The 22,903-nt window shown below is 41.0% G+C and carries 24 protein-coding genes; all 24 read left to right on the forward strand.

Translation table 11 applies throughout. The features are described from left to right. Positions 1–10 precede the first annotated feature (10 nt). Positions 11–1,066, forward strand: a complete 1,056-nt coding sequence (locus EBB54_RS27055; protein ID WP_243127833.1) for a nucleotidyltransferase family protein — start codon at positions 11–13, stop codon at positions 1,064–1,066. An 18-nt stretch (positions 1,067–1,084) separates the two neighbouring features. Beyond that, the gene (locus EBB54_RS27060) at positions 1,085–1,960 is read left to right on the forward strand and encodes an NAD-dependent epimerase/dehydratase family protein (RefSeq protein ID WP_125129747.1); all 876 of its coding nucleotides are present in this window, start codon (positions 1,085–1,087) and stop codon (positions 1,958–1,960) included. Next, positions 1,957–3,024, forward strand: a complete 1,068-nt coding sequence (locus EBB54_RS27065) for a radical SAM/SPASM domain-containing protein (RefSeq protein WP_125129748.1) — start codon at positions 1,957–1,959, stop codon at positions 3,022–3,024. The genes EBB54_RS27060 and EBB54_RS27065 overlap by 4 nt, the downstream gene beginning before the upstream one ends. Positions 3,025–3,026: 2 nt before the next feature. Next, positions 3,027–3,713, forward strand: coding sequence for a cytidylyltransferase domain-containing protein (locus EBB54_RS27070; RefSeq protein ID WP_125129749.1), 687 nt, complete (start codon positions 3,027–3,029; stop codon positions 3,711–3,713). A gap of 26 nt (positions 3,714–3,739) precedes the next feature. Beyond that, positions 3,740–4,366, forward strand: a complete 627-nt coding sequence (locus EBB54_RS27075; protein ID WP_125129750.1) for a PIG-L deacetylase family protein — start codon at positions 3,740–3,742, stop codon at positions 4,364–4,366. 11 nt (positions 4,367–4,377) lie between these two features. Next, entirely contained in the window at positions 4,378–5,391 is a 1,014-nt protein-coding gene (locus tag EBB54_RS27080; protein WP_125129751.1) for an N-acetylneuraminate synthase family protein, read from the forward strand. 108 nt (positions 5,392–5,499) lie between these two features. Continuing rightward, a complete protein-coding gene (locus EBB54_RS27085) occupies positions 5,500–6,480 on the forward strand; it encodes an NAD-dependent 4,6-dehydratase LegB (RefSeq protein WP_125129752.1) in 981 nt (326 codons plus the stop codon). Between the two features lie 67 nt (positions 6,481–6,547). Then, positions 6,548–7,468, forward strand: a complete 921-nt coding sequence (locus tag EBB54_RS27090; protein WP_162307218.1) for a hypothetical protein — start codon at positions 6,548–6,550, stop codon at positions 7,466–7,468. After that, entirely contained in the window at positions 7,458–8,159 is a 702-nt protein-coding gene (locus EBB54_RS27095; RefSeq protein ID WP_125129754.1) for a WbqC family protein, read from the forward strand. Before EBB54_RS27090 ends, EBB54_RS27095 begins: the two co-directional genes overlap by 11 nt. A gap of 1 nt (position 8,160) precedes the next feature. Beyond that, the gene (locus tag EBB54_RS27100; protein ID WP_125129755.1) at positions 8,161–8,340 is read left to right on the forward strand and encodes a hypothetical protein; all 180 of its coding nucleotides are present in this window, start codon (positions 8,161–8,163) and stop codon (positions 8,338–8,340) included. Between the two features lie 97 nt (positions 8,341–8,437). Continuing rightward, positions 8,438–9,100, forward strand: coding sequence for a class I SAM-dependent methyltransferase (locus EBB54_RS27105; protein ID WP_162307219.1), 663 nt, complete (start codon positions 8,438–8,440; stop codon positions 9,098–9,100). Between the two features lie 65 nt (positions 9,101–9,165). Beyond that, positions 9,166–9,738 carry an acyltransferase gene (locus EBB54_RS31705; protein WP_125129757.1) on the forward strand — a complete coding sequence of 191 codons (573 nt, stop codon included), beginning with the start codon at positions 9,166–9,168 and terminating at the stop codon, positions 9,736–9,738. A gap of 63 nt (positions 9,739–9,801) precedes the next feature. After that, positions 9,802–10,995, forward strand: a complete 1,194-nt coding sequence (locus tag EBB54_RS27115; protein ID WP_125129758.1) for an HAD-IIIA family hydrolase — start codon at positions 9,802–9,804, stop codon at positions 10,993–10,995. Further along, positions 10,995–11,984: a GHMP family kinase ATP-binding protein gene (locus EBB54_RS27120; RefSeq protein WP_125129759.1), complete on the forward strand. Its 990-nt coding sequence runs from the start codon at positions 10,995–10,997 to the stop codon at positions 11,982–11,984. The genes EBB54_RS27115 and EBB54_RS27120 overlap by 1 nt, the downstream gene beginning before the upstream one ends. A 10-nt stretch (positions 11,985–11,994) precedes the next feature. Beyond that, on the forward strand, positions 11,995–13,032 hold the full coding sequence (locus tag EBB54_RS27125; RefSeq protein WP_125129760.1) for an NAD-dependent epimerase/dehydratase family protein: 1,038 nt from the start codon (positions 11,995–11,997) through the stop codon (positions 13,030–13,032). After that, positions 13,022–13,594, forward strand: a complete 573-nt coding sequence (locus EBB54_RS27130; protein ID WP_125129761.1) for an SIS domain-containing protein — start codon at positions 13,022–13,024, stop codon at positions 13,592–13,594. The genes EBB54_RS27125 and EBB54_RS27130 overlap by 11 nt, the downstream gene beginning before the upstream one ends. A gap of 25 nt (positions 13,595–13,619) precedes the next feature. Continuing rightward, the gene (locus EBB54_RS27135; RefSeq protein WP_162307220.1) at positions 13,620–14,882 is read left to right on the forward strand and encodes a glycosyltransferase family 2 protein; all 1,263 of its coding nucleotides are present in this window, start codon (positions 13,620–13,622) and stop codon (positions 14,880–14,882) included. A 37-nt stretch (positions 14,883–14,919) separates the two neighbouring features. Next, the gene (locus EBB54_RS27140) at positions 14,920–15,582 is read left to right on the forward strand and encodes a ribulose-phosphate 3-epimerase (RefSeq protein ID WP_125129763.1); all 663 of its coding nucleotides are present in this window, start codon (positions 14,920–14,922) and stop codon (positions 15,580–15,582) included. Between the two features lie 64 nt (positions 15,583–15,646). Beyond that, positions 15,647–16,372, forward strand: a complete 726-nt coding sequence (locus tag EBB54_RS27145; protein WP_125129764.1) for an IspD/TarI family cytidylyltransferase — start codon at positions 15,647–15,649, stop codon at positions 16,370–16,372. 384 nt (positions 16,373–16,756) lie between these two features. Next, a complete protein-coding gene (locus EBB54_RS27150) occupies positions 16,757–17,056 on the forward strand; it encodes an ATP-binding protein (protein ID WP_243127834.1) in 300 nt (99 codons plus the stop codon). Between the two features lie 523 nt (positions 17,057–17,579). Further along, the gene (loaP, locus tag EBB54_RS27155; RefSeq protein WP_125129765.1) at positions 17,580–18,086 is read left to right on the forward strand and encodes an antiterminator LoaP; all 507 of its coding nucleotides are present in this window, start codon (positions 17,580–17,582) and stop codon (positions 18,084–18,086) included. A 1-nt stretch (position 18,087) separates the two neighbouring features. Further along, a complete protein-coding gene (gene loaP, locus EBB54_RS27160; protein ID WP_125129766.1) occupies positions 18,088–18,591 on the forward strand; it encodes an antiterminator LoaP in 504 nt (167 codons plus the stop codon). A gap of 373 nt (positions 18,592–18,964) precedes the next feature. Further along, positions 18,965–21,799, forward strand: a complete 2,835-nt coding sequence (locus tag EBB54_RS31500; protein WP_243127835.1) for a sugar transferase — start codon at positions 18,965–18,967, stop codon at positions 21,797–21,799. A gap of 207 nt (positions 21,800–22,006) precedes the next feature. After that, positions 22,007–22,813 carry a methyltransferase domain-containing protein gene (locus tag EBB54_RS27170; protein WP_162307221.1) on the forward strand — a complete coding sequence of 269 codons (807 nt, stop codon included), beginning with the start codon at positions 22,007–22,009 and terminating at the stop codon, positions 22,811–22,813. Positions 22,814–22,903: the final 90 nt, after the last annotated feature.

The following is a 22,903-nucleotide window of genomic DNA, read 5'->3' on the forward strand; positions in this document are numbered from 1 at the left end:
GAGCAACAGAATGGATGATCTGGAAAAGATTTGTGTCGAAGAGGGCGTCTCAATATCAGAAGGTATCAAAAAATTAGATAGATCTGGGAAAAAAATCTTATTGGTCACAAAAAATCAGAAATTGACAGGCATTATAACTGACGGTGATGTAAGACGGTGGGTATTGCGGAAAGGATCTTTTGAAGAAAACGTTAATAAATTGATGCATGATCGTCCGCAAGTAGTGAAGAAGGGAGAACTGGATCAAGCAAAACGAATGATGCTGGATCTTCGTTTAGAAGCAATTCCTGTTGTAGATGAAAATAATATACCATTAGACGTTGTATTTTTAAGAGACCTGGTAACCTCTGGACAGAGACGGTATGAACAGGTCGATGTGCCGGTCATCATCATGGCGGGAGGGAGAGGAACAAGGCTGTATCCATATACAAATATTCTGCCGAAACCACTGATGCCGATTGGTTCTGTCACTATTTTGGAACGAGTGATCGATTCCTTCCAAAAAAATGGATGCAGACAGTTTTGGCTTATTTTAAATTATAAAAAAAATTTGATCAAAGCGTATTTAGATGAAACGCAAAAGACGTATCAGGTGCAATATGTAGAAGAAAAAGATTTTTGGGGAACATGCGGAGGGATCAGGCTGGTACAGGGGAAAATAAAAGATACGTTCTTTGTCAGTAATTGTGACGTTCTGCTGGACATTGATTATGCTGATCTGCTGCGTCATCACCAGATGAATCAAAATGAGATTACGGTTGTAACTTCATTAAAACATATTCAGATACCATATGGAGTGATTGAATTGGAAAAGGGCGGGGAGATCAGGAATCTATCGGAGAAGCCATCTTTTAATTATAATATGAATACCGGGATTTATGTTATGGAGCCGTCAGTAATAGATGATATACCATCGAATCAAATATTTCATATGACAGATCTGATGAACAGGCTGCTGGAGAAAAAAAGAAAAGTCGGAGCCTATCCTATCATGGAAAAATGCTGGCAGGATATGGGAGAGCCGGGTGAGATGCGCAAGATGATCGATCATTTTCAGGAGATATAGACATGCAGACCGTCTGCAATGAAGGAGAATATAAAAATGCAGAAAATACTGATAACCGGCGGAAGCGGCTTTATTGGAAACCACATAGCAAAATATATAAGTCAATGCGGCCATGAGGCTGTCATGCCTTCATCGAGAGAGCTCAATGTAATGCAAAAAGAAGATTGGGATGCATGGAAAGGACAGAATATCAAACATGTTCTTCATCTTGCCGGAAAGACATTTGTCCCTGAAAGTTGGGAAAAGCCGGAAGAGTTTTTCAGAACGAATGGGATAGGAACTTTAAATGCAGTCAGTTTCTGCAGGGATGAGAAGATAGGTATGACCTACGTCAGCGCTTATATTTACGGGCAGCCCAAAGAGAACCCGATACCTGAATCAGCAGAAGCCAGACCAGACAATCCGTATGCCAAGTCAAAGTATATTGGGGAGGAGATATGCGAATTTTTTGGTAAGCATTTTGATCTAAATATTACGGTATTAAGGCTCTTTAATGTATATGGTTCAGGACAAAATAAACGCTTTTTGATCCCTTCTGTCATAAGTCAGGTTCTGGGAGAAGAAACTATGATCATTGTAAAGGATTTAAAACCTAAAAGAGATTACGTATATATTGACGACGTGTGCAGGGCGATCGCATTATCTATACAAAAAACACAGGGATATCATCTGTTTAATATAGGTTCGGGAAAGTCCTACTCGGTGCATGAGATCATAGAGAAGGTGCAAAAGGCAGCAGGTACAAGCAAGACGGTCATTTCGGAAAAAAGCTGCAGAAAAAATGAGGTAAATGATGTGACCGCGGATATAAAGTTGATCAGGGATGCCTGGGGCTGGAAGCCGGAAATTACGATAGAGACAGGACTGCTTCGGTGTGTGGAGGATGTAAGATGATCAGAAACGTTCCAATTAATAAAGGAAACTATGATATGGATACGAAGGAAAGGCTGGATCTATTTGAATCTAAGAGAGCAGCAGGGTGGGAAGAGGAATATAAAAGGTATCGGAATCATTGGGAAGAATATCCGAAACAGCAGTATGTGGCAGACTATCCGATCTTAGTAGATATAGAACTTTCTTCAGCCTGTAATCTGAAATGTCCCATGTGCTATACGATCACAGATGAATTTAAGAAAAACGTCAGCATTCAGCTAATGGATATGGAGCTTTTTAAGAAAGTTGTGGATGAAATAGCAGGAAAAGTGACCGCTGTCCGTTTGAGCCTGAGGGGGGAACCGACGCTTCATCCTGAATTTATAAAATGCATCAGATATTGCAAAGACATGGGAATCCAGGAAGTATCATTTCTGACGAATAGTTCAAAATTAAATAAAGAATATTTTATTCAGGTGGCAAAAGCCGGAGCAGATTGGATTACAATTTCTATAGACGGGATCGGAAAACAATATGAGAATATCCGAAGGCCGCTAAAATTTGAAGAAACTTTGAAAAAAATAAAGGATATCTGTGAGATCAAGAAGAAAAACAATTGGAATAAACCAGTCATTAAAGTACAGGGAATCTGGCCTGCGATCCGTGACAACCCGTCAGAATACTATAATATATTTGCCCCATATGCAGATTTGGTGGCATTTAATCCTCTTATAGATTATCTGGATCAGGATGAAGATATCGTATATGAAGAAGATTTTATATGCCCGCAGATGTATCAGCGTCTGGTGATCGGTTCTGACGGACAGGCTCTGCTCTGTTCAAACGATGAAGAAGGCCGTTATATTCTGGGGGATGCAGCTGCGGATAGTATCTATGATATCTGGCATGGCGAAAGACTAAATAAAGCCAGAGAGCTGCATAGAAATGGGCAATTTAATGAAATGGAAGTGTGCAGAAAATGTTATCTGCCCCGTGCGACGGAAGACAGCGAACGGGCCTGTGTAAATGACAGGGAGATCATTATAAAAAACTATATCAATAGAGATCAGACGATAGGAAGATAAAAATGACAGGGATTATTATTCAGGCAAGAATGGGGTCCCACAGACTGCCGGGAAAAATATTAATGGATTTTAACGGGAAGACTTTATTGCAGCATATTCTGGACAGACTGGAAAGGGCTGCTGGTCCGGTGAGTATCGTGATCGCTTCTAGTGATCAGAAACAGGATGACGTGGTAGAAATATTTTGCAGAAAACAAGGTGTATGCTGTTTTCGCGGGGAAGAACAGAATGTGCTGAAACGATATTACGACTGCGCGGTAAGGTATGGCTTTGACACGATCATCAGGATGACAGGAGATAATCCTTTCCCTGATATTGAAGAACTTGACAGGTTGATTGCGTTTCATTTCAAAGAAAAGCTGGATTTTTCGGAAAATTTTTCGACGCTCCCTGTAGGAGTTGGAATGGAAGTGATCTCATATTCCGCATTAAAAGAAAGTCTCGAAAACGCGTCGCTTCCAAAGCACTTTGAACATCCAGACGAGTATATATTGGATCATTTAACACAGTATAAACATGGCACATTGTCAGCTGCGCCTGAAAAAAGCAGGACAGATGTCAGGTTAACGGTTGATACATTTCAGGACTATGAGAAGGCCTGTTATATTCTGAAACATGCACATACGGATCATGTGACTACTCTGCAGGCCATTGAATTAAGTGATAAGTATGAAAGCGGCAGAAAATAACATATTTAGTATAGGAGAGTTTATTTGTGAATGTATTGGCGATCGGAGCACATTTTGACGATATAGAACTGGGATGCGGAGGAGCGCTGGCAAGGCATGTGAAAAATGGCGACAGGGTGATAGGCTTTGTGGCGGCAACTTCAGAGTTCAGCAGCTTAAATGGGACCCTTTTGAGGAAAAGCCATGAGGCATTAAAAGAGGCCCGGCATGCCAGTGATATTATCGGGTATCAGCTTTTGCAAGGAAATGTCCCTACCTTTTATTTGGAATATGGTGAAGATGTACATGTTATGCTGTTAAAGATCATAGAAGAAAATCATATAGACATCATATATACACATTGGACTCATGATGTACATCATGACCATAGGAATCTTGCGCTGTGTACCTTGCATGCGGCAAGGCATGTCAAAAATCTTTTGATGTACAGAAGCAATTGGTATATTTCAGACAAAGTCTTTCATGAGAATTTTTATGTAGACATAACAGATACGTGGGAAATAAAAGAGAGGGCAATTCAGGCATATGGCTCAGAGATGAAGAGGACGGGCGATTCGTGGCTTTTATATTTCAAAAATGAGGCTGTAAATAATGGCCTGAAGATAGGCGTGAAGTATGCGGAAGCATTTCAAAATGTAAGATGGTTGATTTAGGGAGGTTTTTTATGTTTCATAACATGGATAAGACGTACATAGTGGCAGAAATAGGCGGAAATTTTACGGATTATGATACAGCGGTGCGCCTGATCGATCTGGCAAAAGACAGTGGAGCAGACGCTGTAAAATTACAAACATACCGTGCAGATACGATCTCAAGCAGGCAGGCAATATTCGATATGGAGAATACAGGGATGGTTTCGCAGGCCGAACTGTTTAAAAAATATGAGATTGATAGTGAGCTGCATCAAAAAGTATTTCGGTATGCAAAAGAAAAAGGACTGGATATTTTTTCAACGCCATCTCATTTTACAGATATTGAACTTCTGGAAGAGCTTCATGCGGATCTATACAAAATCGGGGCAGACGATGCAGTGAATATCCCGTTTTTGAAAGCTGTCGCAAGACTGCAGAAGCCGGTTATGCTCTCTACAGGAATGTGTACATTGGACGAAGTAAGAGAAGCTGTTAATGCCATTCTGGAAGAGGGAAATAGTAATATAATCATTATGCATACCGTAAGCCTGTACCCTACAGGCTCTCAGTATGTCAATCTGGAAGCCATCCGGACACTGCAGAAGGAATTTCCCCAATTTACAGTGGGCTATTCCGACCATACGCTTGGCATCGATTCATGTGTTTTTGCGGCGGTGATCGGAGCAAAGGTAATAGAAAAGCACTTCACATACGATAAAGATGCAGACGGGCCGGATCATCGATTGTCTGCAACGAAAGATGAAATGAGGAGCTTAGTAGATAAGATCAGGCTTTATGAGCAGATGCGGGGCGATGGGATCAAGAGGCCGATAGGCGATGAGGTGAAGAACCGTAAGAATAACAGAAAAAGCATTATATGTACAAATGCTGTCAAAAAAGGTGATGTTATAACAGAAAATGATATAGATATCAAAAGGCCGGGATTTGGGATACAGCCGAAATACAAAGAAGCGCTGATCGGAAGGAGAGCGGCGAGAGATATCGAAGAGGACACCGTGCTCTGCTGGCAGGATGTCAGTTTTTAATAGAAAGACACCCTATGAATGGTCAAAGTATAGAGAAAAATTGGAAAAACAGAAGACATGATCTGGATGCTGGAAAGATCATATTCGAAAGATTAAGGGATTGACGCGATCATGAAAATATTAGTAACAGGTTCTGATGGGTTTATTGGAAGCCATTTAACAGAGGAATTGGTAAAAAAGGGATACCAGGTCAAGGCGTTTGTATATTATAACTCCTTTAATAACTGGGGCTGGCTTGATATGCTGCCCAGAGACATTATGGATCATGTGGAAGTCTTTCAGGGGGATATCCGCGATCCAAATGGCGTGGAAGAAGCAGTTAAGGATATGGATGCAGTATTCCATTTAGCGGCCTTGATAGGAATCCCATTCAGCTACCATTCGCCGGATACATATGTGGACACCAATATAAAGGGTACATTAAATATCCTGCAGTCAGCAAGAAAAATGGAAACAAAACGTGTGCTTATCACATCTACCTCAGAGGTATACGGGACGGCGCAGTATGTTCCGATTGATGAGAAACACCCGTTTCAGGGACAGTCGCCGTATTCTGCAACGAAGATAGGCGCAGACAGGCTTGCGGAAAGCTTTTACCGTTCCTTCCAGCTGCCGGTGACCATTGTAAGGCCATTTAATACATACGGCCCCAGGCAGTCGGCGAGGGCGGTCATTCCTGCGATCATTACGCAGCTGCTTGCAGGAAAGACAGAAATAAAGCTTGGATCATTGACGCCGACAAGGGATTTTAATTATGTAAAGGATACGGTGGGCGGCTTTATATCAATCTATGAATCTGATCAGACGATAGGAGAGGAAATCAATATTGCCGCACAAAAAGAGGTTTCAATAGGGCATCTTGCAAAGGAACTGATCCGCCAGATAAATCCGAAAGCACGGATCGTCTGCGATGAGGAGCGTATCCGGCCTCAAAAGAGCGAAGTGGGCAGGCTTCTGGGCTGCAACGAAAAAATAAGGCGGCTGACTGACTGGACGATACAATATTCTCTTGAGGATGGACTAAAAAATACGATCGAATTTATGAAAAATAATATGGAGAAATATAAGACGGATATTTACAACTTTTAAAGTAAACCGAAAGAAGGAATTATTTAAGATGACAGTAATTTGTATAGAATGTTCACATAAAAGGGGAATGGGGCATTTTTACAGGGCTCTGAATATTCTGCATTATTTCGGGAAAATAGGAGAAACAGCAGTCGTCGTCATCAATCATGACAAAATAGCTGTTCAGTTATTGAAGAACGGCGCTGTGCCGTATGAAACTGTAGATTATACGGATATCATAAGTAATTGGGAAAAAAATATCATACATAAGTATCAGGCAGACGTCTGGCTTTTGGATAAGTTTGAAACAAGAGCAGAACTGGCATGGCATGTAAAGAACGAAGGGGTGGTCTTAGCTGCGATAGACGACTGCGGCGAAGGGGCTGATCATGCAGATCTGCATTTCTGCGCAATGCAGTTCCATAATTTACGTGGAAAACATATCTATGCGGGAAAAGAATATATGGTTCTAAATCCAGAGATCGCAAAATATAGGAGGCAGCGGACTATACTGAATAAAATCCTGATCACTATGGGCGGGAGTGATACATACGGCGTGACAGTGAAGGTAGTAAAAATATTGAAAGAAAAAGGGCTGAAAGCAGATATTGTTACGGGGCCTGCTTTTCAGCATAAAGCTCTGCTGGATCAGGAGTTAGATGACGGTTTTACAGTCTTTGATACAGTTCCTTCACTGATCGAAAAATTTTATGAGTATGACCTGGCGGTCACCGGCGGCGGAGTCACCTGTTTTGAGGCGAATGCATCAGGGCTGCCTTGTATTGTGATTGCAAATGAAATGCATGAAATAGAGACTGCGGAATATATCGCGCGATTTGGCGGTGCAAGATTTGCAGGATACTGCCAGGACATTTCTATAGAAACCATGGATATAGATCATATCAATATAGAAAGAATGAGTGCAGCGGCTTTGCATGCATTTCCGCTAAATGGGGTGGAGAACATATATCATGTCATAGAAAGGTACAGGAATCGTTATGAAAGATAAGATCGTGGTAATCCATCAGCCGGATTTTATGCCGTATCTGGGGTTCTTTGACAGGCTTTTAAAAGCGGACGTGTACGTAGTGTTTGACAATGTGCAGTATGTTCGGGGCTGTAGGTCATGGACAGCCAGAGATAAGATAAAAACGCTGAGTGGTGAAAAGTGGCTGTCGATCGGTATAAAAAAACCTCCATTCGGGACGGCAATAAATGAAGTGATGATGAGGAAGGATTCTGAGTGGAGAACAGATCATCTGAATCGGATCCGGGAAAATTATAAAAAGTCAGAATATTATGATGAGATCCTGCCGTATATAGAAGACCTATATGCTTTTCAATGTGAACGTATGGTGGATTTCAATATGAGATCGATCAGGATGCTGATGGGGCTTTTCGATATCCAAATAGAAACCATTATGGCAAGCGGACTAAAGGCAGAAGGAAGGAGTAATGAGTTGATCATAAATATTGTGAAGGAACTTGGATGCCACCGTTATCTGTCCGGGATAGGGGCAAGAGATTATTATGTGCCAGAGTTATATGAGCAGGCTGGGATCGAGGTGATCTGGCAGGCGTTTGAGCATCCGGTCTATCCCCAGCAGTACGGTGGTTTTATTCCCTATCTTAGCAGTATAGATCTGCTGTTCAACTGCGGCATAGAAAAATCGAGAAGAATATTAAGAGGAAGAGAATAAAATGAAGGATGTATTAAAGAACTTTTTAAATGCTTATTGGCTGAGGCCGGAAACGGCATTATGGAGAACACTTGATGTGGAATCCATGAAAGGTTTTGAATTTGCCGCACCGTCGCTTGACCTGGGGTGCGGCGACGGTACATTTTCTTTTATACGCGGGGGGGGGAGTATACAGGGATGATTTTGATGTCTTTTGGGATGTAAAGTGCCTGGACGAATACTGGAGCAACACAGACGTATATGATTCTTATGATACGCAGATGGAAAAAAGAGAGGCTGTGGAAAAGAAAGCAGATCATGTGATCGACGCAGGAATGGATTTTAAGGGGAATCTGTTGAGAAAGGCTGAAAAGTTAGGATTGTACCGCCGATTCATCAATGCAGACGCAAACGAAATACTGCCTTTTGAAGACGAGAGCTTTCAGTCTGTATTTTCTAATATTATTTACTGGCTGGACGATCCAGAGAAGGTATTTAAGGAAATTTACAGGATTTTGAGGCATGATGGAACCTGCTGTGTAATGCTTCCAGATATTACTTTTTTAGAAACTTCATTTTATTATTCGCTCTATGAAAAAGCTGGGCTGAAACAATTTGAATTTTTACGATTGATAGACCGGGGCAGGATAACTGAGAATATCAAAGTCGTAAAATCATATGCCGAGTGGAAAAATATCATTGAAAATGCAGGGCTCGAGATTCAGGATTGTATTCCGCATTTATCAAAAACACTGCTCCGGATATGGGATATAGGTCTGCGTCCGATTTTTCCTATGTTAAAAAAGATGACGGCTCAGATTGAGAAAAATAGTCTGATGGAGATCAAAAAAGAGTGGATAGATCTTTTCCTGAAAATAGGATATCCGATCATCGAAAACGATAGGATGCTGGCTCATGACAGCGAGTTCTGCTTTTTTTGTTTCATTTTACGAAAAAAATAAAATTAAAATGATCTACAGCAGAGTCATGGAGGATTCATGTCTTGGGAAATAGCGGAGGAGAGAGAATGAGGGATTGGAAGAAACAGGAAGATAAAGCTTCTTATCGGAATAAAGGGGGAGTCGTGCAGAAAATAAGGAACCTGTACTATCAGTTAAGATACTGCAATTATGCGGGGGGGGGTATTTCCGTAAGGAAGCATGTGGAATTTGCACTGACAGACAATGCATTTGTAGCAATAGGAGAGAACTGCGTGATTCGGGAATATGCCTATTTTCAATTAACGAAACCGGCACCTAAGCTGATCATTGGAAATGGAGTGGTTATAGGAAGAAACTGCATGATTACGATCAAGGATGAGCTGCAGATAGGGGATCATACGATCATCGGCGGATATGTCCAGATTATTGACCATAATCATTCCTGCCGAAAAAATGAACTGATCAAAGAACAGAAGGCAGAGATAAAACCGATCCGGATCGGACGTGATGTATGGATCGGCTCTGGCGCAAAAATTTTATGCGGCGTGACGATCGGAGACGGAGCTGTGATCGGAGCAAATGCAGTTGTGAACAAAGATATACCGGCATATGCGGTGGCGGCAGGAGTTCCGGCTAAAGTGGTTAGATATAGAACGTAGCGTTTTATGGCGGTTATAGCAGGGAAAAAGCAATTTAGAGGAAATGTGAGGAGAGGAACTACGATGAACCAGATAAATCAGGCTGTTATTTTTGCAGGAGGATATGGGAAAAGGCTTGCTCCTTTTACAGACAGTAATCCAAAACCGATGTATCCGGTCGCAGGCAAGCCATATATAGAACACCTGATAGAGCAGATCAAAAATTTCGGGATCTGCCATGTTGTCTTACTGTTAGGTTATCTTCCGGAAATGATCATGGATCACTTTGGTGATGGAAGCAGATTTGGTATGAAATTTAGTTATGTGGTGACAGACCCAGAGTGTGAAACACAAAAACGGATTCTTGCTGCAAGGGATATCCTTGAAGATTATTTTTTGATGATGTACTGCGATAATTATTGTCCGATTGATTACCACAGGCTTGTTCATGATTTTTTTGAAAATGATGCCTGGATACAGATTACAGCATATTCAAATAAAGACGGTTATACAAAAGATAATCTTCAGATCGGTCAGAACGGACAAGTCCTGATCTACGACAAAAGGCGTGAGGCGGAGAACCTGGCCGGGGTGGATATTGGATATGCAGTCATAGATAAAAGGATTCTGGATTTGACTGATGATACAAATGGGAACTTTGAAGGGATCGTATATCCCAAGGTGATCGAGAAGCAGAAAATGTTCGTGTCTGTAACAGATCATAGATACTATTCTATTGGTTCCTATGAGCGTATTAAGCTTACTGAGGAGTTTTTTAGGCAAAAGAAGGCCGTATTTCTTGACCGTGACGGGACACTGAATGTAAGGCCTCCTAAGGCATGTTATGTAGAAAGACCAGAAGAGTTTATATGGCTGGATGGGGCGGTGGAGGCTGTAAGATTACTAAATGAGGGCGGATACCTGACCATATTGATTTCGAACCAGCCGGGGATAGCCAGAGGAAATCTCACAGAAGAGGCGCTGCAGGATATTCATGATAAGATGAATCTGGATCTGCAGAATGCTGGAGCGCATATAGATAAGATTTACTATTGCCCTCATAATTGGGACGAGGGATGCGGATGCAGAAAGCCCAGACCAGGAATGTTATATCAGGCACAGAAAGAGTTTTCGCTCAATTTAAGAAATACATATCTGATAGGTGATGATGAGAGAGATATCGAGGCAGGAGAAAAAGCCGGATGCAGGAATCTGCTTGTAGATGAAGATTATACAGTATTGGATGCTGTGAGAGATATATTGGGAGGAGTGGTCTGATGGTTATCTCAAAAACGCCCCTTAGGGCATCCTTGTTCGGAGGCGGAACCGATTTTCGTGAATATTGGAAAAATTCTAAGATGGGGTACGGTACAGTGATCAGTGCGGCGCTGGATATGCATGTGTATATTACGGTGAATCAAAAATTTGATGACATGATCCGGATCGTATATAACGGAAACGAACTCGTATCCAGTGTGGATGAGGTTAAACACAATATTATCAGAGAAGCATTGAAGATGACAGGTATTGAAAAAGGAATCGAAGTCATCTATATGGCAGATCTTCCTTTAAGCGGGGCAGGGATCGGACTGGCTTCCTCTTCGGCTCTTTCCGTGGGGGTACTGAATGCGCTCCATGCATTTAAAGGGGAGTACGTGACCCCGGAAGCGCTGGCAAAGGAAGCATGTGAGATAGAAATTGGCAGGCTGGGGCAGCGGATCGGGATACAGGACCAATATGCAGTTGCTTTCGGAGGGCTTCATCAGTACAGATTTTATCCAAATGAAAGAGTCTCAGTGAATCCGATCGTCTGTGATCGGGATGTTCTGAAAAAACTTGAAGAAAATCTTTTGTTGTTTTATACAGGGCTGACCAGGGACTCCAGAAAGATCCTTGCGGAACAGACAGAAACGATGGAAGAAAAATCGGCCTTGCTGGATGAACTGGTTGAAATTACTGACAGGATCTATCAAGAAGCTTTTCGCGGCGACAGACTGGATATGTTAGGAGAAAGATTGGATCACACCTGGGAGATCAAAAGAAAATTTGCTTCAGGTGTAAGCAATGGAATGATCGATGATATGTATCGGAAGGCAAAAAAAGCAGGAGCGCTTGGCGGAAAGGTACTGGGTGCCGGGGGAGGCGGTTTCCTTTTGTTTTATGTTCCGGCAGACCGTCAGGAAATGGTCAGAGAAGCTTTAAAAGATTTCAGAGAAGTGGATTTTTGTATCGATCCGCAGGGAAGCAATATTATTTTTTCAGATTGAGAGGAAGACGATGAGTAAGATATTTATAACAGGGGCTGCTGGATTTATAGGTTCTCAATTGGCGTATTATTTATGGAAGAGCGGCGATGAAGTGGTATTATTGGATAACTTTTCTTATGGAGCCGATGACAACCTGATTTTTGAGGATCACGATTTCAGGGCGGAGGTGATTCACGGCGATATCAGGAATACAGAATTATTGGATTTTTTATTTCAAACAGAAAATTTTGATTATGTATATCATATCGCGGCAATCACTCCGCTTCCGGACTGTCAGACAAATCCCTCTCTGGCGACGGAAGTCAACGTGCAGGGAACAGTCAACATATTGGAAGCTTCAAGAAAATATGGCATCAAAAAGGTTATTTTTGCCAGTACGTCGGCTGTCTATGAAAATAATACAGAGTTTCCTTTAACAGAAGATAATACAGCTCCTCCAACCCTGATCTATCCAAGTACGAAATATGCCGCAGAACAATTCTGCAAAGCGTATGTAGATTGCTATGGCATGAATGTGGCCTGCATGCGGTTTGCGAATGTATATGGTCCGCACCTGGACTGCCTTAGAACCCAGCCCCCGGTCGTCGGCTATATGATTCGTGAACTGTATCAGGGGAAGCTTGTTCAGCTGCATTCGAATGGCAGCCAAAGGCGGGATTTTGTATATGTGGACGATCTGGTAGAACTTCTTAAACTGGTTCGGGAAGGGGATGGCTACGATGTAGTCAATGTATCTACAGGGGAAACAGTCTCTATCAATGAATTATTTGAGGTCGTTGCAAGGCTGATGGGATGTTCAGGAACAGAACCGGAATTTTTCGGATCAGAACACTTCTGGCACCGATATCCAGATCTTTATAGGGGAGGATATCGGATTTTAGATAAAGTATTGGATCATGAAGTAAAAAAATATACACAGCTATCGAATCGCCATGCATTTGAGAGATATGGATGGAAACCAAAGGTCAGCCTTGAGACCGGTATACGGCGGACCATAGATTTTTCAGTGAAAATAATGAAAGAAAAGGGACTTGGGGATGGGGTATGAAGCAGAAGTCCGCAGATATCTTGACAAAGAGCGGGAAGTTTTATCGGCATTGGATGAACGTGAGATAAGTAAGGTAATGGAATTACTGGAAAATGCCAGATTATCCGGAAAGAAAATCTTTGTTTGCGGAAACGGAGGGAGCGCGGCAACGGCGTCTCACTTCGCATGTGATTTTAATAAAGGAATCAGTATGGCGCATGAAATAAAATATAACTTTGAATGTCTGAGCGATAATGTGCCGACGATGATGGCGATCGCAAATGATATCAGCTATGATGAAATTTTCACGGAACCTCTCAAAAACAGAATTTCAAAAGGGGATGTGCTGATCGCGATATCAGGAAGCGGCAATTCCGAAAATGTAGTAAGGGCAGTGAAATATGCCAACGAGTCGGGTGCGGCGACCGTTGGAATCGTTGGTTATGATGGAGGCAGGATCAAAAAGATGGTGCAGAAATGTATCCATGTAAATATCAATAATATGCAGATCGTTGAGGATGTGCATATGGTAATGGACCACGTGATGATGTTTATATTATCTGGACAAGTTATCAATGAGTGAAATATTTCGGGAGCAGAAGAGCTGTATGAAATTATCGATTATCATATCTGTATATAATATGGAAGATTATATTGAACAATGCCTTGCATCTGTTGCAGGCCAGTCCTGCCAGGATTTTGAAGTAATATTGATCAATGACGGTTCCACGGACGATACATTGAGCAGATGCAGGGATTGGGAGAGATCGGATTCGCGCATCAGAGTGGTGGATCAGCCCAATATGGGGCTGGGAAACAGCAGGAACAAGGGAATTGAAATGGCTTCTGGAGAGTATGTAGCCTTCCTTGACGCAGATGACAGGATTGAAAAGAACTTTGTAAAAGAGATGCTCTCTGGGACACGGGAAGGCCAAAATGATATTGTTATCTGCGACATGCGCTATGTGGAAAAGGCGGATGGAAAAGAAATACATAAAATATCTGCTGTGAGGCTTTTGGGCGGCGAGGTATGTATCGGTATGGAAAAATTCCTTTTTTGTAAGTGCAGGACATTCCTGTGTGCGAAGCTGTTCAAGAGAAGTCTGTTCACTGAAAATAATGTGAAATTACCGCCGCATGCCTATGAAGATATTTCGGCAGTACCTTATCTGATATCGAAAGCAAAAAGTATTTATTATGTGCAGGAGGCAATGTACTGCTATTTAAGAAACCGGGAGGGAAGCATAATTAATGACGCTTCAAAACTTCCATTTATAATAAGATCATTAAGAGAATTAGCGGAACGTTTCAAAAAGGATGGGAGTTTTGAAACATATCGAGATGAGCTAAGAAGCCTGTTCTGGAGTCAGGTCTGCCATCTATGGAATTTGACAAGAGACAGATTTTCTGATTTAGACAGAGCAAAGCTTCAGAGAATAAAAGCAGATTCTGTGAGCTGTTTCTGCCAGTTTTTTCCGGAGGGTGAGAGACTGTTTTTCAATAAATATTATGTATGCAGTATACAGATGCTGGCTGATGCTGTAAAACATATTGTTGTAACAAAAGAACAGATCGTTGATCATGATTCTCAGGCGGACTGCATGATCCTGCCAGCTGATTGTATCCGGGGGGCATCCTGTAACTTATATCCTTGTGGGGCGGCCGGCTCCAATGAGGGAATATATCCCGAAAAGTCACACATGGTCTGTCCTTTAAACTGTGAACTCTGCATGGCAGGATATAGAGAAAAAGAAGATGCCGCGGAAAAACCGAAAATAGTTTATATTGATCTGTCAATTTATAATGATATTGACAATAAAGAAACAATATCCTGGAACATAGCCGATGAAATATTGGATAAACTGGTATGATCATGCTTTATTTTACATGAAAAGAGAGGACTAATCTATGCAATTTGAACTTATGGCCTCCATGATGTGCGCGGATTACGGCAACTTGGAAAAAGAGGTGAAAGAATTAACCGCAGGCGGAATTGACTCATTTCATATTGATATCATGGATGGACGTTATGTGCCTAATTTTGCCATGTCATTAAATGATATGAAATATATAGCCAAGGAATCTCCAAAACCGTTAGATGTTCATATGATGATCGAACATCCAAACAACCGGATCGATCTGTTTTTATCCAATTTACGAAAGGAAGACACGGTTTATATCCACCCGGAAGCAGAGTACCATCCGTCTACGACTTTGCAGAGCATCATCAATGCGGGCATGATCCCGGGGATTGCCATTAATCCAGGGACATCTGTAGAAACGGTCATGGAGATGCTCCGTATTGTGAAGAAAGTTCTTGTTATGTCAGTGAATCCGGGAAATGCCGGGCAGATGTATCTTCCATATGTAGGCAGGAAGATCACGAAACTGCTGGCTTTAAAAGAGGATATGGATTTTGAGATTTATTGGGATGGAGCCTGCAGTGCAGATAAGATCATAGAGTTTGCTCCGAAGGGAGTAAAAGGTTTTGTGCTTGGGACAACATTGCTGTTTGGCAAGGACAAGCCGTATGGAGAAACACTGAACAATATACGGGAATTAAAATTTTAAAGGCATAACCATAAAACAGCAAAGCTATATTTGAATCAGAGCGTAAAAAGGGTGGATGATCATTTTGAATATTGCAATCATTTTAGCAGGAGGAACGGGGAAACGTTTAGGCGCGGAGATTCCCAAGCAATACATAGAAGTGCAAGGCAGGCCGATCATTTCTTATTGTCTGGCAAAGTTTGCGGAACATGAAAGAATTGATGGAATACAGATTGTAGCTGATGTAATGTGGAGGAGATTTATTCAGGACAAAATGGACTTGGAAAGAGAAAAAGAATCCTATCGAAAAAAATTTCTGGGCTTTTCTGATCCTGGAAAAAATCGGCAGCTGTCGATCCTGCAGGGGCTGAAAGATATCTTATCTTATAGAGATCATACGGTAGTAGTGATTCATGATGCCGTGCGCCCTTGTGTAACAAAAGAATTAATTTCAAACTGCTTGGACGCTGCTGAAGATCACGAGGGGGCTGTGCCAATTTTGCCGATGAAGGATACGATGTATTATAGCAGTGATAAAAAGAAAATAACATCTTTGCTGGAACGAAGCAAAATTTTTGCAGGCCAGGCGCCGGAGGCATTCCGCCTCCAGCCCTATTATGAAGCAAACAGAATTTTAATGCCAGATCAGATTCTGCGTATTAATGGTTCAGCAGAACCGGCGGTCATGGCAGGCATGGATATTGCCGTTATACCCGGGGACGAAGAGAACTTTAAGATTACGACCAAAAAAGACTTGGAAATGTTTTCTGCAATATATGGCAGTCAGATGAATCAGCAAACTTCTGAATAAAATTGATTCACGAATGGGGCTGCCGGTTAATACCGCAGAAAGTTTTTTCCTAGCATAGCAGCACCATTATAAAGGCTTCCAGGAGTATCTTCATATTTTCCCAGGAAGGCTTTTACATGGGGGGCAGATAGAGCGTCTATTCCCAGATCTGCGCCAACCTTTTTCAATTAATCCATTTAGTGCTATTTCGTTACCCTTCATCTTTAGAAACCTCTTTTTCTTTCTATGATGAAGGATATTTTTATTGTAAGTAGGAAATAATCCGTACCTGTTCATAAATCTATGCATTTGGTAAAATAATCCCTAAATATGAAAGAATAGAAAAATGTAACCGATAGTTTTTCAGAGGAACAAAGGCATTACAAGAATACATAGAAGGAATTTATGGAAGCTTTTGATGGGGATATATATCATGGATGGGCAGAGTACGTTGTTTATGGAGGACTTCCTCTTACGGTAACAATGAAGACAGAAGAGCAGAAGATCCATTATCTGACGAACCTTTTTCAGGAGACCTATTTAAAGGATATCGTTGAGAGGCATCAGATTGAAAAAACGCAGGAACTGGAGGATATGATCAATATTCTGGACTCCGCGGTCGGTTCACTTACCAATCCGCTAAAGATCGAAGCCACGTTTAAAAGTTCGATTCAGTCCAATATCAGTCAGAATACAATCTTTTAAAAAGCTCATTGTTGTGAAGGATGTTGTAAATGTTACGAGAGATGAAGAAGGGATCATAACAATGAGCGTCTATGATTTTCTGCTGAAAGAAAACAGTCTGGAGCTTTAGAGACGGCAAAAAGCAGGTACGGCTATTATCTTCAGAAAAATGGGATAACAAGTGCATAACATTAGGTGAGAAATATCTCACCAGATATTTACAGAGAAAAATGGGGAAAAAACTATGGTTTTTTCCCCATTTTTTTTAATGATAAAATATCAGATAAAATCAAAAAACAAATCAAATAATCTGCGTTTTTAATTGGAAACAGAAAAAAATGAATACTATTTCCTGCAAATCATCGAAAATTATCTTAGCACATCAAATATATTTTTTCAAGACCTTTTGGGGAATAAACCATGGTTATTTCCCCAGCCAAATTCCTTGAAAACACTGGATTTACAAGGATTCTGGAGACTGCACGAACCGGAGAAATAAAGGGAAAAGCAGGAATAAAATCCGAGTAAAAAGGAGCTGGCAGAAATGTGGTATGTGATACAGACAAAAACCGGCCAGGAAGAACCCATGCGACAGCGTGTCGAAAAGATGCTTCCGGACAATTCTTACGAGGACTGCAAGATCCTGTATTACGTAAAAAAGAAAAAATATCTGGGTGAATGGCACGAAGAACGGGAAAGACTTCTGCCCGGCTATATGTTCCTGATCACAGATGACCCTCAGCCTGTCTCCGAAGCGCTCGAACGCATGACGGAATTTACAAGGCTCCTAGGAGCCGGCAGCAGCTTCTGTCCCATCAGACCGGAGGAGGAAGAGCTCCTGACCAGGTTGACAAACGGAAAAGACGAAATCGGAATGTCCTATGGCGTCATTGAAAAGGGAACTCTCAAAGTCAGATCCGGTGTGCTGGCCGGAATGGAATCCAGGATCAAAAAGATCGACCGCCACAAACGAAAAGGCTTCATCAGCATGAGACTGGATGGCAGGGAAAAGCTGGTAGGCATAGGTCTGGAAATCACGGAGAAAAGCTGATATGTGGTATGTCATACAGGTCTATACCGGACGTGAACTGGAGATTGCCCGGCAATGCCGCGACAGGGTAATGGAGGACGGCGAGGATGTGTTTGTTCCGCTGGCAGAAAGATGGACAAAGGTTCGCGGGGAGAGGACGCTGATAACATCCAGGCTCTTCCCGGGATATGTGTTTATTGAGACCGAGCGAATTGAGGATTTCCACAAACGTCTGAGCAGAGTTTACGCCATGACAAAAGTGCTGAGGACTGGAGAAGAAATGACACCGATTCAAAAGGAAGAGGAAGAATGCCTAAGGCGGCTCGGCGGGGATGATCATGTGGTAAAGTACTCGGAGGGGTATATGGAAGGGGACAAGTTGGTGGTAACTTCAGGGCCGCTGAAGGACTTCGCGGGGAAGGTGAAGAAAGTTTTGCGGCATAAGAGACTGGTGGTGATGGAAGTTCCGTTGCTGGGGAGGACGGTGGAAGTTACTTTGGGGATGGGGGTTGTGGAGAGAAAATAGTAGTACAAAATTTGGGCTAAATGTATTTTTAGAAATATTAAGCAACAGGCAGGGGCTGGATCAGCAAACAGATAATTTGTAAGTATGTTGGGGAATTTCCTGCCTTTATTTATTAATCAGAAGAAGTTGCTGAAAGCATTTGACGCTTCGCGCGCTGTGCAGGAAGTGACGGACAGAGTGCTACGCTATTTCAGAGTTTAAAATAACCCTGAGATGGCGAAGCATGCCTTAATACATATAAGTTTTTCTTTGAGAGGAAATTGAGAAAAAGTTGAAAAGGGAAAAGCGTTTCATACAAAATTTAATAACATGCATTACTGTATTTACAGGCATTTATGTATTTATGCAGAGGATTGCAAAGAAAAGTTCTGAGATGGAAAGATTAGATGATAGTGTGCATTTAGTTAAGAGCTGCGACGGTCAAAATAAATTGGGAATTTACGAAAATAAAGTAAAATTAGTCATAGATAAAATTCTTTCATTTGTGAGCTTGATTTTGCTGTTTCCTATTTTTGCTATTATTTGCGGGGCTGTTTATCTTGATGATCCAGGTCCGATTTTTTTTGCACAGAAAAGAATAGGAAAAGATAAGCAGCCATTTATCCTCCATAAATTTCGCACCATGAAAATGTCAACACCGCATGACGTGCCGACACATATGCTTATTCATCCAGAGAAATATATAACACGAGTCGGCAAAGTGTTAAGACAGACGAGCCTTGATGAATTGCCGCAAATTTGGGATATATTCAGGGGGAAAATGTCTATAGTTGGCCCGCGTCCGGCACTTTGGAACCAGGATGATCTGGTGGCTGAGAGAGACAAGTACGCTGCGAACAGCATCATGCCTGGCCTTACTGGACTGGCTCAGATTAGCGGCAGAGATGAGCTGGAAATAGTAGATAAGGCTAGAATAGACGGTGAGTATACAGCTACACTTCGCAAAGGTGGTTTTAAAGCGGCTCTTCAGGACATACGCTGTTTATTAGGTACGCTGGCAGGTGTATTGAAGCATGATGGTATTGTAGAAGGGGGGACAGGAGAGATACATAGGAAGGAGAAATATGCAGAAGAGAATAATTTTAAGGTGAACCTACTACAGAAGAGTCATATAGATCACATAGAAGACTATGGATATAAAAAGAAATTCAATATAGACAAAAGTATATATAATCAAAAGAAGGTACTTATTACAGGGGCTGGAAGCTATGTAGGAGAATCCTTTAAAGGCTATGTGGAAGAGAATTATAGTAAAAATATTAGCATTGATATATTAGATATGACTAATCAAAATTGGAGAGATTATGATTTTTCTGTATATGATTCTGTTTTTCATGTGGCGGGAATTGCACATGCAGATGTAGGTGATGTAGATGAGGAAACCGAACGTAAATATTATTTAGTAAACACTCAGTTGGCAATTGAAACAGCAAAAAAAGCACAGAAATCAGGGGTCAAGCAATTTGTCTTTATGAGCTCTATGATTGTTTATGGTGATGCAGCCCCTTATGGCAAGAAAAAAATAATAGACGAATTTACAGCGCCATCACCATCTAATTGCTATGGTGATAGTAAATGGCAGGCAGAAATAGGGATAAAAAAACTAAATAGTGCTCAATTCAAAGTGGCATTTTTAAGACCCCCAATGATTTATGGGAAAGGAAGTAAGGGAAACTATCCAATATTAGCTAAATGGGCGAAAAGGCTGCCGATTTTTCCAAATGTGGAGAATTACCGCTCAATGCTTTATATTGAGAATCTATGTGAATTTTTAGCATTACTTATACTATCCGGGGAAGGAGGACTTTTTTTTCCACAAAATAAAGAATATGTAAAGACTTCGGAGATGGTGAAGGAAATCAGCAAAGTTGCGGGTGGAAATACATACCTTACACATATACTTAATCCCTTTGTCTTTTTTGTGGGCAGGATTCCAGGAAAGATTCGAAAAATAATAGATAAGGCATTTGGATATTCGATTTACAGCCACAAAATATCAGTATATGACGGAATCGATTACCAAGTGAGGGATTTTAAAGAATCAATAGAGGCTGCTGAGGGAAGAAAAAAAGAATCAAAAACAGTATTGATTCTTGTAAATCATGATGTGGTTATTTATAATTTTCGTCTGGAATTAGTAGAACGGTTATTGGAAGAGGGATATGAAGTACATATATCTTCTCCTTATGGAGAAAGGATTGACGACCTTATTACAATTGGAGCCAAATATCATGAAATTTTTATTGACCGCCATGGGATGAATCCCATAGCGGACTTTTTTGTTTTGCAAGAATATAAAAAACTTATCGCGGATATCCGGCCCACTATTGTACTGGGGTATACGATTAAACCTAATATATATGGAGCTATAGCAGCAAAAGAAGCGCATATTCCATTTGTGGCAAATATTACAGGCTTGGGTACTGCTGTAGAAAATGGCGGTGTCAAGCAGAAGCTTACACTTCTGCTTTATAAAATTGCATTCACTAATGTTAAAACAGTATTTTTTCAAAACAGAGAGAACGAAGCATTCTTTAAAGAAAAGAAAATTGCTCTTGGAAAACATAAATTACTTCCAGGCAGTGGTGTTAATTTAGAGCGTTATCCAATTACCCTCTATCCGGAATGTGGAGACGGAAGAACCGGAGAACCTGTTAGATTTGCTTTTATTTCCAGAATCATGAAGGAAAAAGGAATAGAGCAGTATCTTGCAGCAGCTGAAGAAATTCGAAAAAGATATCCGGCAACGGAGTTCCATGTCTGCGGTTTTTGTGAAGCTGAGTACAAGGGTACACTAAAAGAAATGGAAGAAAAGGGTGTAGTCATTTATCATGGAACGATAAGGAATGTTGCGAAATTTATTGGCGAGATGCATTGTGTGGTACATCCAACGTATTATCCAGAAGGATTAAGTAATATTTTGCTTGAAGCATGTAGTTCCGGACGGCCAGTTATAACTACTGATAGAGCTGGGTGCCGTGAAGTAGTGGATAAGTGGGTGAATGGATATTTAATTCCGGAGAAGGATACAAAAAAGCTTATACTTGCTATTGAGCAGTTTATAGAATTAGAATTTGAGCAAAAAAGAATTATGGGATTAGAAGCAAGGAAGTTAGTAGAGGAACAATTTGACCGCCAAATAGTAGTTGAAGCTTATATGAGCGAAGTAGAAGTAAATGAAAGTGATTCAAAAATGGTGAAATGCTAATGTAGTAGCAATACATATCGGTTAAGTGATCGGGTTACAGGAAAAAGAAAAATAAACTGTAATTGAAAATTTTAGATCACAATATTAAGCTGAAAGGGATATGATATTTGACTAACGAATATCATGCAGGAATAGGTTAAAATGAAAATACATGAGGCATTCAAAAGGTCTATAAAATCTCGCATTCCTTGGAGATTGCGTTATTTTATGAAACTACAGGAGGCAAAAGGAAATTTAAAATTGACAGAAGGCATTAAGCAGTTTCGAGAAATGGAGGAGTATAATAGCGAACTCTATGAGGCTCTAGAAAATTTGAAAATTACTGAATTCAAAGAAAAAACCATATGTGAACTTGGACCAGGGCAGCACCTGTCACATGCATTCCTTGAATACCAAATGGGAGCTGAGAAAGAAATACTTCTTGAGATCGCCGACTTTGCACAGGTTGATTCACCTGCGGTTCTTACAGATCTAAAACTTGAGAGAGAGTATATGGCGCAGCGGCTGCTTCCCCAGATTAGTACAGACGAAACATGGAAATCTTATCTCAAAAAAATCAACGCAGTCTATAGTATTGATGGGATGAAAGGTTATAAGAAAGTTCCTGATAACAGTGTTGATTATTGTTTTTCTTTTGCGGTGCTTGAACATATCCGTAAAAATATTTTTTCCGAAACTATTCAAGAAATTTACCGTTTTATGCGTGAGGGTGGGACATCTTATCATACTGTGGATTTTACAGATCATATGGGAGGCAGAAAGAATCAACTACGATTTCCGGAATCTGTATGGGAAGATGATATTCACTATAGAATGGATAATTACACTAATCGTATATCGTGTTCCGCAATGTGTAAAATGATAAGGGATGTTGGATTTAACGATGTGAAAGTAAAACATACCAGAGTATTTAAAAAGCTGCCAATTAAAAGGGAAGACATATCGTCGGATATCGGCTATATATCAGATGACGATTTGAAAATAGCAATGGCAATTATAGTGATGAAAAAATAAGATATGCTTGCCGCCGCCTATATCCTGGGTTGGGCAATAATAATTGAAAATGAAGATTGGGAATAGGATTACGTTTAGAAGAGTTGACCA

The organism is Schaedlerella arabinosiphila (assembly GCF_003885045.1).
In the GTDB taxonomy this organism is placed as follows: domain Bacteria; phylum Bacillota; class Clostridia; order Lachnospirales; family Lachnospiraceae; genus Schaedlerella; species Schaedlerella arabinosiphila.